At 56.4% G+C, this 16,500-nt stretch carries 16 protein-coding genes; 10 read left to right on the forward strand and 6 right to left on the reverse strand.

Annotated features, from left to right (window positions below):
• Nucleotides 1-11: 11 nt before the first annotated feature.
• Entirely contained in the window at nt 12-485 is a 474-nt protein-coding gene (locus tag V7730_RS18760) for a sulfite oxidase heme-binding subunit YedZ (RefSeq protein WP_335749125.1), read from the forward strand.
• Nucleotides 486-588: 103 nt separating this feature from the next.
• Here V7730_RS18760 and V7730_RS18765 read toward each other — a convergent pair whose 3' ends face one another.
• Nucleotides 589-1,575: a zinc-dependent alcohol dehydrogenase family protein gene (locus V7730_RS18765; RefSeq protein WP_335749111.1), complete on the reverse strand. Its 987-nt coding sequence runs from the start codon at nt 1,573-1,575 to the stop codon at nt 589-591.
• Nucleotides 1,576-1,669: 94 nt separating this feature from the next.
• A complete protein-coding gene (locus tag V7730_RS18770) occupies nt 1,670-2,458 on the reverse strand; it encodes an SDR family NAD(P)-dependent oxidoreductase (protein ID WP_335749112.1) in 789 nt (262 codons plus the stop codon).
• 143 nt (nt 2,459-2,601) lie between these two features.
• Between V7730_RS18770 and V7730_RS18775 the strand changes: the two genes are divergently transcribed.
• Nucleotides 2,602-3,510: a LysR family transcriptional regulator gene (locus V7730_RS18775; RefSeq protein ID WP_335749113.1), complete on the forward strand. Its 909-nt coding sequence runs from the start codon at nt 2,602-2,604 to the stop codon at nt 3,508-3,510.
• A 52-nt stretch (nt 3,511-3,562) separates the two neighbouring features.
• On the opposite strand, the gene V7730_RS18780 is transcribed toward V7730_RS18775, so the two are convergent.
• Nucleotides 3,563-5,863 carry an arginine/lysine/ornithine decarboxylase gene (locus V7730_RS18780; protein WP_335749114.1) on the reverse strand — a complete coding sequence of 767 codons (2,301 nt, stop codon included), beginning with the start codon at nt 5,861-5,863 and terminating at the stop codon, nt 3,563-3,565.
• A 211-nt stretch (nt 5,864-6,074) separates the two neighbouring features.
• Between V7730_RS18780 and V7730_RS18785 the strand changes: the two genes are divergently transcribed.
• The 8 genes from V7730_RS18785 (at nt 6,075) to V7730_RS18820 (ending at nt 14,338) form a co-directional block, all read left to right on the forward strand.
• Nucleotides 6,075-7,739, forward strand: a complete 1,665-nt coding sequence (locus V7730_RS18785; RefSeq protein WP_335749115.1) for a phosphoethanolamine transferase — start codon at nt 6,075-6,077, stop codon at nt 7,737-7,739.
• On the forward strand, nt 7,736-8,137 hold the full coding sequence (locus V7730_RS18790; RefSeq protein WP_335749116.1) for a diacylglycerol kinase: 402 nt from the start codon (nt 7,736-7,738) through the stop codon (nt 8,135-8,137). Before V7730_RS18785 ends, V7730_RS18790 begins: the two co-directional genes overlap by 4 nt.
• Nucleotides 8,134-8,844 (forward strand): phosphatidylserine decarboxylase, encoded by a 711-nt coding sequence (locus V7730_RS18795; RefSeq protein WP_335749126.1) that lies wholly within the window; start codon nt 8,134-8,136, stop codon nt 8,842-8,844. The genes V7730_RS18790 and V7730_RS18795 overlap by 4 nt, the downstream gene beginning before the upstream one ends.
• Nucleotides 8,841-9,608, forward strand: coding sequence for a CDP-alcohol phosphatidyltransferase family protein (locus V7730_RS18800; protein ID WP_335749117.1), 768 nt, complete (start codon nt 8,841-8,843; stop codon nt 9,606-9,608). The genes V7730_RS18795 and V7730_RS18800 overlap by 4 nt, the downstream gene beginning before the upstream one ends.
• Nucleotides 9,589-10,245 carry a response regulator transcription factor gene (locus tag V7730_RS18805; RefSeq protein ID WP_335749118.1) on the forward strand — a complete coding sequence of 219 codons (657 nt, stop codon included), beginning with the start codon at nt 9,589-9,591 and terminating at the stop codon, nt 10,243-10,245. The genes V7730_RS18800 and V7730_RS18805 overlap by 20 nt, the downstream gene beginning before the upstream one ends.
• Nucleotides 10,242-11,597 carry a sensor histidine kinase gene (locus V7730_RS18810; RefSeq protein WP_335749119.1) on the forward strand — a complete coding sequence of 452 codons (1,356 nt, stop codon included), beginning with the start codon at nt 10,242-10,244 and terminating at the stop codon, nt 11,595-11,597. The genes V7730_RS18805 and V7730_RS18810 overlap by 4 nt, the downstream gene beginning before the upstream one ends.
• A gap of 115 nt (nt 11,598-11,712) precedes the next feature.
• Nucleotides 11,713-13,098 carry a DUF1800 domain-containing protein gene (locus V7730_RS18815; protein WP_335749120.1) on the forward strand — a complete coding sequence of 462 codons (1,386 nt, stop codon included), beginning with the start codon at nt 11,713-11,715 and terminating at the stop codon, nt 13,096-13,098.
• A 4-nt stretch (nt 13,099-13,102) separates the two neighbouring features.
• A complete protein-coding gene (locus tag V7730_RS18820; protein ID WP_335749121.1) occupies nt 13,103-14,338 on the forward strand; it encodes a DUF1501 domain-containing protein in 1,236 nt (411 codons plus the stop codon).
• 507 nt (nt 14,339-14,845) lie between these two features.
• Here the strand turns inward: V7730_RS18820 and V7730_RS18825 are convergent.
• From V7730_RS18825 to V7730_RS18835, 3 genes are all read right to left on the reverse strand, one after another.
• Nucleotides 14,846-15,055, reverse strand: coding sequence for a hypothetical protein (locus V7730_RS18825; protein WP_335749122.1), 210 nt, complete (start codon nt 15,053-15,055; stop codon nt 14,846-14,848).
• A gap of 141 nt (nt 15,056-15,196) precedes the next feature.
• The gene (locus V7730_RS18830) at nt 15,197-15,475 is read right to left on the reverse strand and encodes a transposase (protein WP_335749123.1); all 279 of its coding nucleotides are present in this window, start codon (nt 15,473-15,475) and stop codon (nt 15,197-15,199) included.
• 81 nt (nt 15,476-15,556) lie between these two features.
• Complete coding sequence (locus V7730_RS18835; RefSeq protein ID WP_335749124.1) at nt 15,557-16,027, reverse strand: Arm DNA-binding domain-containing protein; 471 nt, start codon at nt 16,025-16,027, stop codon at nt 15,557-15,559.
• Nucleotides 16,028-16,500: the final 473 nt, after the last annotated feature.

Consider the following 16,500-nt stretch of genomic DNA (forward strand, 5'->3'; position numbering starts at 1 on the left):
GTTCGGGTTGGATACATCTTAGCACGCTGTCCAATTTTGCCGGACCACTTCACACCCCGCTGAACATGCTGCTCAAAGGCTGGCGTGGACCGCGTTGGTTTATGAAGCGGCGGCGCCATATCGGTGTTGCGGCCTTTGCTTACGCGGCTTTTCACACCCTGCTTTATCTGGTGGACAAAGGCGGTGCCGCCGCAACCGTGAATGAAATTTCAAAGCTCTATATCTGGACAGGCTGGCTTGCTTTCGTGATCTTTGTCCCGCTGGCGATTACATCGACAGACGCTTGGGTACGCAAGCTTGGCCCGACTTGGAAAACACTGCAGCGTTTCGTCTATGCCGCAGCCGTTCTGACCCTGCTGCATTGGGCCGCACTCAAAGATTGGGGCGGGTTTGTTCCAGCTATGGTGAACTTTGCCCCGCTCATCACGCTAGAGACTTTCCGACTTTGGGCGAACGCCAATCGCAAGCGCATGCGCACGGCCTGATGTAGAAAAGGTGAGCAAGCCAATCCCACTCACCTTCTATCTCTTATCACTTCTTCAAACCCCTGCTGGTCAACACCCGCAGGGGTTTTGCTTTTTGCAGGCGTCAAACGTCTACGACAACCTTGCCCACTGCCTGACCGCTCGAAAGCCGCGCATAGGCTTCACCAACCTGCTCAAGACCGAACACAGGCTCGTCCAACAGCGGCTTCCAGGCACCCGCATCAACAATTGTCGCAATTTCACGCAAGATGTCGCCATGCGCCTGACGCATAAAATCGTGCAGCATCGGGATCAGCATAAATACAACGTGGATCGATAGGCCCTTCATGTGCGCAATGCTCAGATCAAGCTCAAGCATGCTGACCGTCGTTGCAATCTGACCGTTCAGGGCTGCAGCCTCAAACGAAGGGATCATGTTTTCGCCACCGACAGTATCATAGACAACGTCAAAGTCTGCACCGCCTGTATGGGCGCGCACGTAGTCGGCCACTGTTTCGTTCTTGTATTTGACCGGCACGGCACCGAAACTAGTTACAATCGCCGCTGCTTTATCGTTGCTGACGGTTGAATAAACCTCGGCACCGAAATGCTTGGCCAATTGCACCGCAACATGGCCAACACCCCCTGTGCCGCCATGCACCAGCACCTTCTGGCCAGTAGAGACTTCGGCGCGGATCAGCCCTTCATAGGCGGTGATGGCCACCAGCGGCAGTGCGGCCGCTTCGCGCATGGATATCGTCGTCGGCTTTTGCGCGATCAGGCGCGCGTCGACCAACATGAATTCGGCCAGCGCGCCCGGCAAGTCGGCCAGGCCACCGGCACAACCATAGACTTCGTCACCGACGGCAAAGTCGGTCACGCCTTCACCAACTTCGGTGACTGTGCCGGCGAAATCCATACCCAGAAGTGCGGGCAATTGCGGCGACAGCGGCGAGTCGTTGCCAGCGGCACAGATCTTGGTGTCGACTGTGTTCACACTGGTCGAAGCGATGCGCACAACAACTTGTCCGGCGACAACTGTCGGGGCTGCAAGGTCGGTAGCTTCGAATTTAGAGGCCTCGCCGTAGGTATTAAGGATCATGGCTTTCATCGGGGATACTCCTGATTGATTAGTGATAAACCCGACTTAATGCACCTTATAATCAGCATAAACCGACCTAATTTGGATGCAGTTTTCGGGTATTCTATACAATCGTCCCAATTGCCCGTGTGACCCCCTGCATCACCGCTGCGGCATGGTCGGGATCAGAAGCTGCGGCATTAGGTTGGGCAAACTGACCAGCGTCATTGTCGAAATATGCACCAGACTTTTCCGCGAATTCTTCATGCAGAGCAGCACGGCACAGGATATCAGCCCCAATCGAAAGATCATTGCCCGCAATGCCGAACCCTTCCTCTACCATTTTCGAGGCAAGCAGCGAACCCGGATTAACCGCAACGACAACAGGCCCGTCGGGCATAGTTCTGGCCACCTCACGGGTCCAGATCGTTATCGCGAGCTTGCTTTGCGCATAGGCAGACATGTCATCCAGACGGACCTTTCCCGCCATCGCAGACAAATCGACCCGCGCCTGTGCGGCCGAGGACAGGTTCACCACTCGCCCCGTCTTTGGAATGATGGGCAAAAGGCGTTGGGTCAGGACATAAGGCGCAAAGGTATTCACGACAAAGCGGATGTCGTAGCCATCTGGCGTGGTTGTCTGCGCCGCCTTCAGAACTCCAGCATTGTTGATCAGCACATCCAGCGTATCATGCTTTTCAAGGATCGCATCGGCCATCTGCTGGACGTCGCCAAGGCGCGTGAGGTCAGCAAGGTAGGTCTCGGCATCGCCGCCCACCTGTTTGGCAGCCGCAGCAAGCTTATCCGCACTGCGTCCGTGCAACAGCATCTTGTGGCCCTGAGCCGCCAACATAGTTGCAGTCAAAAGACCGATGCCATCGGTCGCCCCTGTGATCAGAATTGTCGTGCTCATGTAAGTGTCCCCTTGCGTGTTCGTGGTGACCTAGCCGCTGCCTGTCTGGTTCGACCCAGAAATCCTATTGGGAACTATCATAACCCGCAGAACAAACATATAAACCGCATCAATCATGCTTCAGAATTCGGAAACTCTATATAATGAACACGGACGCTCTTCACCTTTTTGTGCTTGCTGCTGAAAAGCTCAACATCAGCGCGGCGGGGCGCACGCTGGGTCTTGCGCCCGCGGTCGCCAGCGCGCGCCTTGCAAAGCTTGAGAACGAAGTCGGGGCCGATCTGCTGCACCGTTCGACGCGCAAGGTGTCGCTGTCGCTAGAAGGTGCAGAGTTCCTGCCCTATGCGCGCGAAATTCTACAACAATCCGACGCGGGGCTGGCTGCTTTGGGACGGGGCAAGCCGACTGCCACCGGCACCTTGCGTTTCACCGCGCCCAGTACGTTCGCGCAGTTGCACGTCGCGCCGATCTTACCGGATTTTCTGGCCGCCCATCCTGACGTGACACTGGATTTGCGCCTGTCTGATGTTCAGTTCGATCTGATCGAAGGCAGCTTTGATCTGGCGCTACGCAATTCGGTATTAGCGGATTCAAACCTCAAAGGCCGCAGGCTGGCCGAGGACAAGCGAATCCTTTGTGCCTCCCCCGCCTATTTGCAAGAGTACGGCACCCCTCAGGAGCCCGCTGATCTGAACCAGCACCGCCTGATTGGCTTTCGCGCACAAAAAGCGCGGCCTTTGATCAGCAGTGACGGGCAAGCAGTGACGTTTGATCCAAGTGCAAGTAAGGGAAGATTGATCCTTGATGACGGTCTCAGCCAAAAGCTCGCCACGATTGCTGGTGCCGGCATTTCGGTCAACTCCCTTTGGAGCGCCTATCAAGAGTTGAGAGACGGTACATTGGTCCGTGTATTGCCCGACTACCAAATGGCAGACAACAGCGCATTATGGCTGGTTTACCCCAAGACAAACGTCCTATCGCCAAAGGTGCGTGTCTTTATGGACTTCTTGCTAGAACGGTTAGGGAAATCGCCCGCATGGATCGACACTTGACCCCTGAGTAGCACAAGCGCACGCAGGCTCCCGACAGGCCCCTGCGTGCGTTTCACGACCATTCTGCGGGGACACAATCCGCGAAGTACTGGATTTGGCCGTTTTCGTCTTCTTCTTGCACAAGACCGTGGATGTCAGTCTCGAACCCGGGACATTCGCGCGCGAAAGCGCGGTTGAACTTAAGGTATTCAACGATCTTTTTATTAAACACCTCGCCCGGGATCAGCAGCGGTATGCCCGGAGGATACGGCGTTACAAGGCTGGTGGTGATCCGCCCTTCAAGGTCATCAATCGGCACGCGCTGTGTGGTGCGTGCCGCGATGCAAGAGAACGCGGCACTAGGCGTCATCTCTGGCGTGTGATCGCTCAGGTACATATCCGTAGACAGGCGCGCGACGTCATATTTGGCGTAAAGCGCGTGCACGTGCTGGCACAGATCGCGCAGGCCCATCTTCTCATAGCGCGGGTGTTTGGTACAGAATTCGGGCATGCAGCGCCACATGCGCCGGTTCTTGTCATAGTCATCTTTGAACTGCTGCAATTCGGTCAGCAGTGAATTCCAGCGCCCTTTAGTGATCCCAATGGTGAACATGATGAAGAAGCTGTAAAGACCTGTTTTTTCTACAACAACGCCGTGTTCAGCCAGATACTTGGTAACGATAGACGCCGGAATACCGCTCTCTTCAAACCGTCCGTCAAGGTTAAGGCCGGGCGTGATGAGCGTCGCCTTGATCGGGTCGAGCATGTTAAAGCCGGGTGCCATATCGCCAAAGGCATGCCACGACTCTTCGCCGTCAGCAGGCTGCACCCCTTCGGCGTTGGTCTTTTTGAGCACCCAGTTCTCCGGCGCGTCCACGCCATCTTCGCCCAGCTCGTCCGGCCCCCAGACCTGAAACCACCAGTCGTCATCGCCATATTCTGCATCCACCTTGCGCATGGCACGGCGGAAATCGAGCGATTCAAGAATGCTTTCTTCCACCAATGCAGTGCCGCCCGGAGGCTCCATCATCGCCGCAGCGACATCGCAGCTGGCGATGATGCTGTATTGCGGGCTGGTAGAGCTGTGCATCAGGTAGGCTTCGTTGAACAGATGGCGGTCAAGCTTAGTGTCCTGACTGTCCTGCACCAGCACTTGGCTGGCTTGGCTGATGCCAGCCAGCAGTTTGTGAATGGATTGAGTAGCATAGGTAATCGAATGACGGGGCCGCTCGCGCTTGCGGCCCATAGCGTGGAAATGGCCATAGAACGGGTGGAAAGCCGCGTGTGGCAGCCATGCCTCGTCAAAATGCAGGTTGTCGATATACCCGTCGAGCATGTCCTTGATCATCTCGGTGTTATACAAAACGCCGTCATAGGTAGACTGGGTCAGCGTGATGATGCGCGGCTTGACCGTGTCTGCGTCCACATGGGCCAGCAGAGGGTTGGCACGGATCTTTTCGCGGATCGCCTCGATGCTGAATTCTGACTTCTGGATCGGACCGATGATGCCATAATGGTTGCGTGTGGGCTTCATAAAGACCGGAATAGCGCCGGTCATGATAATGCTATGCAGGATGGACTTGTGGCAGTTCCGGTCCACTACGACAACGTCACCCGGTGCAACCGTATAGTGCCAAACCATCTTGTTCGACGTGCTGGTGCCGTTGGTCACAAAAAAGCAGTGATCGGCGTTGAAAATCCGCGCTGCGTTGCGTTCTGACGCGCCAATTGCACCGTTGTGATCCAGCAACTGGCCCAGTTCCTCGACAGAGTTGCAGACATCTGCGCGCAGCATGTTTTCACCGTAAAACTGGTGATACATCTGGCCAATCGGGCTTTTCAGAAAGGCCACGCCGCCCGAGTGTCCAGGGCAGTGCCATGAGTATGAGCCGTCTTCGGCATAATCCAGCAGCGCTTTGAAGAATGGCGGCTTAATGCCCTCGAGGTATTTCCTCGCGTCGCGAATGATGTGACGCGCCACAAACTCTGGCGTGTCTTCAAACATATGAATAAAGCCGTGCAGCTCACGCAGGATGTCGTTGGGCAAATGCCGCGATGTCTTGGTCTCACCGTAAATATAGATCGGCACGTCCGTGTTCTTCCAGCGGACTTCCTCAATGAAGGTACGCAGGTTGAGAACGGCAGGATCAAGGTCTGGCCCGGGGGTGAACTCCTCATCGTCAATCGAGAGGACAAAAGCGCTGGCGCGAGATTGCTGCTGGGCAAACTGAGACAGGTCACCATAGGTGGTCGCCCCCAGCACCTCAAAGCCCTCTTTCTCGATGGCTTCGGCAACGGCGCGAATGCCTAGGCCGGATGAGTTGTCCGAGCGGAAGTCCTCGTCGATGATGACGATCGGGAAACGAAATTTCATCCAGCACTCCTGATACAATAGCAAATGGGGGGGGCAACACGCCCTGCCGCCATCTTATCCCCTCACAAGGCGAACTGTTAGAGGCAATTGCGGTCCTCGCCTCACGTTCTGGCGCCCCAACTGCACGCACCATAAGCGCTCCGGAAACTCCGTAAGTTTCGCGTAAGGTTGAAATGGTCAATGGCTCCAAATCAACTGACTAAGGCCCTCCATGACCTCTCTTGACTCGCTTCGAACCCGCCTGACTGCGCTGCGTGCTGCATGGCCGCTGTCACCGCTGTCTATCTTGCTGCTGACCATCACCTTCGCCTTTGTCGCGGATAACAGCACCTTCTGGCGCATCGGCAGTGAGATTTTCTCGGGCCATGCCATCAGCTTTTTTGCATACGGCTGTGCGGTATTCTTTTTGGTGCTGGCGTTTTTCAGCGCCTTCAGTTTTCCTTGGCTGGTAAAGCCATTTGCGATCTTCATGCTGCTGACCAGCGCCGTCACATCCTATTACATGGATACGCTAGGCGTCATCATTGACCGCGACATGATCCAGAACGTGATGGTGACTACGGTGACTGAATCCAAACACCTGATCACCTTCGGTTTCGTTTCTCACATCGTCATCTACGGCGTTCTGCCGTCGCTTGTGGTTGCCATGATCAAGGTCAAACGCACCACGATAATTCGTACCGTAGCATCGCCGGTGCTCAGCCTTGTAGTGAGCCTCGCGATGGCTGCAGGGTTGCTGATGAGCGATATGAAAACCTATTCCTCCATCCTGCGGGAGCGCAAAGATTACATGAGCAGCTTCCAACCCGGCGCCCCTGTTGTGGGCGCAATCCGTTATGCCAAGATGATGCTGGCGACAACCAATGTGACTGTAGCAGCTATTGGCGAGGACGCCGCCAAAGGGCCTTCATACGCCACAGCTACACGCCCGCTATTGACGATTGTTGTGGCGGGTGAGACCGCTCGAACACAGAACTTCAGCCTCAACGGCTACGACGTGCCCACGAACCCGCAGCTTGAAAAGCTGCCTGTCGTCAGTTTCACCAATATGTCCTCCTGCGGTACGGCCACAGCAGTCTCTCTGCCCTGCATGTTCTCCAAGTTTGATCGCGGCGGCTATTCCTACGCCAACGGCGTGTCCAATGAAAACGTCCTTGATGTGCTGACCCATGCAGGACTGCATGTGGAATGGTGGGACAACAACACCGGCGACAAGGCACTGGCCGGGCGCATCCCTTCCCGTTCACTCACCCATTCCGATAACGCTGAATTCTGTGCGGCAGGCGAATGTATGGACGGCATTTTCATGCAGCAACTCAAGGATTACGCGCAAACCATTACCCAAGATACCGTGCTGGTCCTGCACCAGATCGGCAGCCACGGCCCGACCTATTACCTGCGCTATCCCGAAGAGTTCGAGAAATTCTCCCCCGCGTGCCGCACAGCCGAGTTCAAGGAGTGCACGCCCGAAGAAATCACCAACGCCTATGATAACACCATCGCCTATACCGATGAAATTCTGGCCCAAACCATTGCGTTCCTACAAGATCAGGACGGCATGGATACGGCCCTGCTCTATGTCTCTGACCACGGCGAATCTCTAGGCGAAGGCGGCTTCTACCTGCATGGATCACCCTATTTCATGGCCCCTGAGTATCAAAACAAGGTACCTTTGATCCTGTGGATGTCAGATGCTTTTCAGAATCGCTTTGGTCTGAACACCTCCTGCATGGCGGCACAAAAGGACGTGGCGCTGAGCCATGACAACCTGTTCCATTCGTTACTGGGTATGCTTGATATCAAGACCTCGGAACGCAATCCCAACCTCGACATCTTTGCGACCTGCAAGGATCAAGTGAGAGTCTCTTCTAGATGACCACACCTCAAACTCCACCGCGTATCAAACCCCAACGGGTCACGGGCATCGCCCATCTATTTGCTGCTGCGGGATATTCTATCGGCGGGCTGCGCAGGCTGTGGCACGAAACGGCGTTTCGCCACATCACGCTGGCGCTGCCGCTATGCCTGATCCTGTTCACCGCTCTGGGTGTGGGCATGCTGGAATACGCCATTCTGCTGGTCTTGTTTTTTGGCCTCATCGCAGTAGAGGCGCTGAACACCGCGATTGAATGCATCGTTGACCATCTCGCTCCACAGTGGGAAGAGTTCGCACGCGACGCCAAGGACCTTGGGTCGCTTGCAACCATGTGTTTGCTCTGCGCCAATGGCGTTTTTCTGGGAACGGTAGTATTCCGTGCCCTAGCCTCGAACTGACTGAAAGATACGCCATGAATATGCTCAAAATCGTCGCCGTGCCTATGCACAAAGAGGGCCGCAAGTTTGTTGCGATCTTCGCAGCGGTGACCCTGCTGCTGGGATTGATCTGGGAGCCTCTGTTCTGGCTTGGCGTCGGAGCCACGGTCTGGTGCTATTATTTCTTCCGCGATCCGGTGCGCGTGATCCCGCAACAAGAGGGGTTGGTGATCTCTCCCGCCGACGGTGTGGTGTCGCTGATCGAAGACGTTACTCCAGCCGCCGATCTTGGCCTTGGTGATGCGCCACTGACCCGCGTTTCCGTGTTCATGAACGTGTTTAACTGCCACGTGAACCGCGCCCCTGTGGCAGGTACAGTAACAAACGTCGTCTACCACCACGGCAAATTCCTCAACGCCTCGCTCGACAAAGCGAGCGAGCATAACGAACGCAACAGCGTCACCATTGAGACCGCACAAGGCGTGCGCATCGGTGTGGTTCAGATCGCGGGTCTGGTTGCACGACGCATTGTGTGTTTCGTCAAAGAAGGCGACACGTTGAGTGCGGGCCACCGCTTTGGCCTGATCCGCTTTGGCAGCCGTCTGGACATTTATCTGCCACTTGGCGTCTTGCCACTGGTGAGCGTGGGTCAAACCGCCGTTGCCGGTGAGACGATCCTTGCGGATATCCTGAACCCCGACCAGTCACGTCCAGGCCTGCCCGAATGAATACACCATCCCGCATCAAGCTGCGCCATATCGTTCCCAGCGTGGTCACCGTCTTTGCAATCTGCGCAGGCATGACCTCGGTGCGGATGAGCCTCGACGGGCGCATCGAGATGGCCCTATATTTTGTCCTCTTGGCTGTGTTTCTGGATGCAGCCGACGGCAAACTGGCGCGTTTTCTGGACACGGCAAGCCCCTTTGGGGCAGAGCTGGACACGCTTGCGGATTTCTTCAACTTCGGCATCGTGCCGGGGATGCTGCTGTATAACACGCTCTATATCGACACCGACCTTGCCAGCCTCGGCTGGCTTGCAACGCTGGTGTTAGCAGTGTGCTGTGCGCTACGGCTGGCGCGGTTCAACTTGTCGATGCGCAGCGATAACGTGGTGCTGAAGAAAGACGATTACTTTGTCGGTGTCCCTGCCCCTGCACTGGCTTGTCTGGCGCTGATGCCGATATTCATGCACCTCAACGGCTTCGAAAACACCGATTTTCCGGTTCTGCGCGCAATATACATCATCGGCGTCGGGCTATTGGCTGTCAGCACGATCCCGACAGTTTCTATCAAGCACGCCAGCATAAAACGTGCGCATTTGCCGTTTGCTGTGGTTGCCGCCGTGGTTCTGGTGGTCTGCTTGATGGTCTACCCTTGGCCCACCCTGATCGCCGTCAACGTGATCTATCTGGCGTCCCTGCCGCTGTCCTATCGCGCGCAGCAAAAATCGGCAAAGGCCGAGCAGGAAAACCATGCGCATTCTGCTGATTGAGGATGAAGGTGCGCTGGCCCGTCCGCTGGCCGAGCATCTGGAGGCCGACCATCACATCGTCGAATGGTTCACGACACTTGACGAAGCAGATAGCGCCCTGCGCGCCCTAGAATACGATGTTGTCCTGTTGGACCTGCAACTGCCTGACGGCGACGGCCTGACGTTCCTGACTGCACTGCGGGACCGTCACCTGCGCACGCCCGTGATCATTCTCACCGCACGCGACAAAATCTCGGACAGGATTGACGGGCTGAACCGTGGGGCCGACGACTATGTCATCAAGCCTTTCGATCTGGACGAGGTAAAGGCGCGCATTCACACTGTCTGCCGCCGTAGCGCCGACCAGATGTCCCAAACAGTGCAACTGCGCGACATAAGCATCAGCTTAACCGATCAAAGCGTGAGCCGCGCAGGCCAGCCCGTCCGCCTGACTGCAAAGGAATGGGGCATTCTGGAGGTTCTGCTGCGCCGCAAATCCAAAATCGTGCCGAAAGAAAGCCTTGAGGCCGCGATCTATGCTTATGGCGAGGAAGTCGAAAGCAATGCGCTTGAGGCGCACATCAGTCGGCTGCGCGCGAAACTGGGCAAGGATCTGATCGTCACGCACCGCGGCATGGGATACAAACTGGACCCATGACGCATAAACCGACCAGCCTGTTTCGGACCCTGCTAAAGTCCCTGCTTTTACCGGGGATATTGGCCATGGGGATTGGTGTTGTGATTGTGCACAACCTTGTCAAAGAAGAATACGACGAGCTGCAGGATAGTAGCCTGCTGGGCAAAGCGAATCTTCTTCTGACTATATTCGAGCGGTCACAAGACAGCGGAAGTCCACAGTTGAGATCGGGCATCGACACCTTGATGGCATTCGAGGAGCAACTGGTCGAAGTAGATGAGCGTACGCAGTATTGGTTCACAGACCGCGCGGGAAAGATCATCGCGCAATCGCGGGGTGCCACGTCAGCCATTCTTCCTGCCACCCCCGAGAACGGGTTCACCACCGCTAACGGCCACCGTTATGCGGTTGTCACAGCAGACCCCGCCACCGTGATCGTTGCCACCCCGATGGTTGAACGCAACGAAGCGATCCGCGATGTGATCTTTGGCACGGTCGCTGGATTTGTAATGCTTAGCCTGTTTTTTGCCGGCACCGCCTACCGCGCTGCGCGCAACTCGGCCGGTGTGATTGCGCGCCTCAGCGCCAACATTGCGCAAAAGGACGAACACAACCTGACCCCCATCGACCGCCAGAATGCCTTTACCGAGATAGAGCCCGCCATTGACACCCTAGACACCTTGATGACGCGGCTGGACGCTGCCCTGAGCGCCGAGCGGGCCTTTGCCACAAATGCCGCCCATGAACTGCGCACCCCTGTGGCAATCAGCCTTGCCCACGTCCAGCGCCTCAAGGCGCGGCTGGCAGATCACGCGCTGGCGGGCAGTGCGGTCGAAATCGAGCTAGGCCTCAAACGCCTCATCCGCCTGATCGAGCGTTTGTTGCAGATGTCGCGCGCCCAATCGGGTTTGGGCGTGAATACGGTTCGCGCCGATATCACCCCTGTGATCCGCCTGATGCTCAAGGAACTGCGCGACCGCGAACCTGATGAAGCCAAACTTGAGATCATCCCGCCCACTGTCCAGTGGCAAAGCCGCGTTGATCCCGATGCGATGGGCATTATCCTTAGCAATCTGTTTGATAACGCACTGAAATACGCCTCTGGCAAAGTCCCCGTTGTTGTCGATGCAGGCACGCCCGGACAGATCATCATTTCAAACGATTGCTATCCACTGAGCTCTGCCGATCTCGCCGCTATCAGCGCGCGCTATGTGCGTAAAACACCCGTCTCCGAAGGCTTTGGACTGGGTCTGTCGATTGTGCAGGAACTATGTAACCAATCCGGTTGCAGTGTTGATATCTTCTCTCCGTGCGAAGGGGCTGCGCGCGGTTTCACGGCGAAACTTACCATCCCCGAAGAGCCCGCCACCTGATTGCTCAAACTCCAGCGGCAGTAATTCGCCTCTTTTGCAAAAGGCGGTAAAACTACCCGATGATATTGCACTCCAGCAGTGCTATGTTTGGGTGTGAACTCATGAGGATCAATCAATGCTCTTTGCCTCCCAGCTGGCAGACATACGATTTGGCTGCGGCCTGTCTCCGGTCCATGCCCCCCCCGCTTCTGCGGCGCAGATGGTGGCCAGCCTACAGGGTCCAGACACTGCCGCGCAGCGGTTCCCGATAGAGACATTCGAAATCTTCCAAAACCGTATCGCGGAAAGCCAGCGGTTGGCCAAACTACGCCGTACGAAACGTGGCTCGCCAAAGGCACTTGCCTCGATCAAAGAGCGGCGCGTTTTGAATAAGGTCGCCCGTATCGCACAGGGCGGCTGGCTGGGGCAGCATTTTAACCGCTGGATCTGGACCGATGCTCCCCTGCGTGAGCGTCTCAGCCATTTCTGGGCCGATCATTTTACCGCAACAGGCAAAGCTGGTGTGATCCGCCGTGCTGGCTCCCCCTATATGGAAGACGCGATCCGCCCCCGGATCACCGGCCTGTTCGAAGACATGTTGATGGCGACCGTTCTGCACCCGTTGATGATCCACTATCTGGACCAGCAAAAGTCGATCGGGCCAAACTCTGCACGCGCTGTTAAGGGGGGCAAGGTTACCGGCCTGAACGAAAACCTCGCACGCGAAGTGCTGGAACTGCATACGCTGGGCGTGAACGGGCCCTATACCCAAGACGACGTACGCGAACTGGCCGAGCTGTTGACAGGTGTCACAAATGGCCAACCTATGCGCCTCAAGTTCCGCAAAGACCTTGCAGAACCGGGCAGTGAGACGGTGCTGGAAAAGACCTATGGCGGCGGTCAGGCCCATATCCGCGACGTACAGGCCGTGCTACGGGATCTGGCGCGCCACCCTGCCACTGCACGGCATCTGGCGTGGAAGTTGGCGGTGCATTTCGTGGCCGATACACCTGATCCCGCGCTCGTTGATGCCCTTGCTGCGCGCTATATGGACACCGGCGGCGATCTGGGCGCAGTGACCGCTGCTCTGCTTGAACATCCCGCCGCATGGAACCCTACGCGCACCAACGTGAAGCCGCCGCTGCAATTCGTTGGCTCGGCCTTGCGTGCGCTTGCAGTGCCGCCCGAAGCACTGTCGGCTTTGGATGAACGCATGCTTCGCAGGCTTTTGATTCGGCCCTTGGCCCTCATGGGCCACGTCTGGGAGAAGCCGGTAGGCCCGGACGGGCTGCCCGAAGAAGACGCGGCATGGATCGCCCCTCAGGGGATCGCCGCGCGGTTGCAATGGGCCGTCTCGGCGCCACAATCACTGGTGACCGATCTACCAGACCCCCGTGTCTTTGTGCGCACCGCACTTGGCGATCTATCAACACCAGCAGTGGACTTCGCAGCAGAAGCTGCCGAAAGCCGATGGGACGGGGTTGGCCTTGTGCTGGCCTCGCCCGCTTTTCAAAGGACGTGATCCAATGACACAGACCTTCAACCGTCGCGCCTTTCTTTCCCGTTCAGCGATAATCGGCTGCTCTCTTGCGGCAAGCCCGTTGTTGACACCGGTCAGCCTTGCGGCTGCGCCCGGAGATAACCGGCTGGTCGTGATCTTGTTGCGCGGCGGCATGGACGGGCTGGACGTAGTCCGTCCCTACGCAGACCCCGCCTACGCCGCTTTGCGCGGGGATGCAGGCCTGAACGATCCCGAAGGCGCCATTGATCTGGACGGATACTTTGCCTTGCACCCAGCCCTACGCCCGCTGATGCCACTTTGGAAAAATGGTCAGCTTGGCTTTGCCCATGCCGTCTCGACCCCGTACCGTGACAAGCGCAGCCATTTTGACGGGCAGGACCTGCTTGAAGCGGGGTTGAGCGCACTTGATCAGGGCGTGTCACGTGATGGTTGGCTGAACCGCGTCTTGCAGCATCTTCCCGACAGCACCTCTGAGACCGCCTATGCCGTGGGTCAGGACCCGCTTGCCGTTTTAGGTGGCCCCGCCACAACCCAGCGCTGGTCCCCCGAAGCCGATCTGGCGCTTAGCCCGCAGGCGATTGAGTTGGCGCGCCTGATTATGGCTGACGATCCGCCCTTTGCCAGCGCTTTGGCGCAAGCTCTTGATATATCGGATGGCGACGGTGATGCGGTTGCTATGATGGGTTCGCCGAATGAGATGATGGCGATGGCCAATAATAACATGCGAAACGCTGGAAAATCCTCGACTGAAATGCGCATCGCAGAATTTATCGGGAAACGCTTGCGTGATGACACGCGGATTGCTGCGTTTTCTATCAATGGATGGGACACCCACTTCAATCAGGCGCGGGTCTTACCTTCTGCGCTGGGGCGTTTGGCCGACGCCATTTTGACTCTGCAAAGCACCGTGTCCGGTCCAATCTGGAACAAAACCACCGTTGTAGCAGTGACCGAGTTCGGTCGCACGGCACGGACCAACGGCTCTGGCGGGTCGGACCACGGCACCGGCGGGCTGATGGTGATGGCAGGCGGCGCGCTGCGCGGTGGCAAGGTCATGGGCGACTGGCCCGGGCTAGACGAAGCGCAGCTCTATGCGCGCCGCGATCTGATGCCTACACGCGATGTGCGCGCATATCTGGGATGGCTTCTGCACAGTCAGTTCGGCCTGCCCGCTTCAACGCTGGAAACGGATATTTTTCCGGGCCTCGATTTAGGTGAGAATCCCAGTCTGATCCGCTAAACACCTAAGCCAAACAAAAAAGGGGCCGCCCGAAGGTGACGCATTCTTACTTATAGGACACAGTTGGCCTCCAGATTTTATCTGGGGGTCTTATTTATAACATTGTAGGGAAGCGCGGAACGTAGCGCCTCTTTCACCAGATATCAGGGGCTAAGGCTGATTCATGCGCGCATAAATTTGCGCGAATTTATAGCATATAATATTGCGTTACACCGCAAAGCTCTTTGAACAAATGTGATTTGCAATTTCGCGGCCCTGAGCGGACCTTTATGCTCGACGCGGCGATTGACTGGTCAGAGCCCACTTTGACCAATGCTGCAAAGCGTACGAAGGTCTGATACCGTGAGAAAGACTAAAACCTTCAACAGCGGCTATGGTTTTGAATGGGATTTTGTGTGCCATCAATCGGGGTTGTCTCTGCGTGTTCCAAAAACTAAGGGTTTTGGAACGCTCTTGGATGTCATGAGCCTATCTCCCCCCGTCCTTTTCGCCTGTTTCAGAAAGTTGTTACTGGGCAGCTTGGGTTGCAGCAGACGAAATGGCGGCAGTGTCTTCAGGCGTCAGTTCATAGCCTTTCTCCATTGAAGGCAGGGCTACGCGCACTTCGCGGCGGGCAAATTCGATGCCGTCCGGCCGAGAACCCTGATTGGGGTAGATACGCCGCGATCTGGCGGCTGCCAAAGAACGGATATTTCGTGAAGACCCGATCGATCTCATGCATCAGCTTTAGCGTTTCAGCGTTCACACCAACGGGGGGGTAATACAACGATGACCGGCTAATCTTCAGCAGCTTGCACTGCCGTGTTAGGCTCAATTTGGTATTCACTTTGCAGATCATCTCGCGACGTTTAGACGGGCTCATCGCTTCAGCCCTTGTGACAAAAAATCGTTCTCCACCGCCAGCTGACCAATCTTGGCATGTAGTTCTTTGATCTCACCGTCTTTGTTCTCGGCCTTCTTGACCTTGTCTGAGAAAACGCCTGCCATGCCCTCAATCGCCTGCCGTTTCCACGTGCTCACCTGCGTAGGGTGCAGCTGGCGCTTGGCTGCGATCTCCTGAACCGTCTTGTCGCCACGCAGAGCCTCAAGCGCCACAGCAGCTTTAAACTTGTCTGAAAAGTCCCGTCGCTTCGTCATTCTCGTATCCATTCATCAGTGTTGGATACATCTTAGCACGCTGTCCAAATTTGCCGGACCACTTCAGTCGGGCTTTGTCTTCTATATTGGGCGGAGCGTATTGCGTATGTCGATCTGATCAATCTCAGCAATGGGCATTGCCCCCAGCTTGGGCAGCACGTGCAATTCCAACGGTGACATCCATCGTCCGGCCTTTCCATCGCCCTTGAGGCTGGCTTTGTGGCTCTCGAAGGCATCAAACGCTACGTCACGCAGTATGTGAAGATTGCGCTGGGAGGCGCGGCGGTCTGCTTCGCGCTGTTTGATCGGATCGTTGCCGTTTATGGCAACCCGGCGCCACTTCTCGGCCTCGGCGCGGGCTTCTTTCAGCGAGACGCGAGGATAAGCGCCAAGCCCCATTTCACGTCGCCGTCCGTGCACATGTACCCGAAGAACCCACTTTCCGCTCTTTTCGTCGGACTTGACGAGCCATAGACTGCCGCCATCTCCATACTTGCCAGCGGGTGCGGACTTTACAGTCAACGCTGCCAGTTTGTTCAGTTCTCTCGCCATACAGCCCCCTTACCAGTCCCCCTACCGCATGTTGTATGGGTTGATACAGAAGTGAACACGTTAGTGCAGTAAGTGCTAGTAAAATATGATATAATAGAGTTTGTCGATACAGATTGATACAAAGCTGAACAGCACTTTGGTGCCCTCCGACCGCACCACAACTTCGGTTGCCGGATGATATTTCATTAGCTAACAAACGCTTGCGTTGCTGCACCTTTGCTAAGCCGCGCGATACGGGCGGCGCGCTCTTTTAGCTTGGCGTAATACTGTGCGACCTAGCAGAATGCTGTGACTGGGAAACTGAGACGAGCCTGCATTGGTTTGGTACATCTCATCCCAATCATCCGATTTTGAGATTAGCCGATCAAGTTCAGTCGCATCTTAAACGACAACCGCAGGCTTCCTTGAAGCCTGCGGACTTGGTTTGAAGTGGTCCGGCAAAATTGGACAGCGTGCTAAGATGTATCCAACCC

It is taken from the genome of Sulfitobacter sp., from assembly GCF_036961165.1.
Lineage (GTDB): Bacteria > Pseudomonadota > Alphaproteobacteria > Rhodobacterales > Rhodobacteraceae > Sulfitobacter.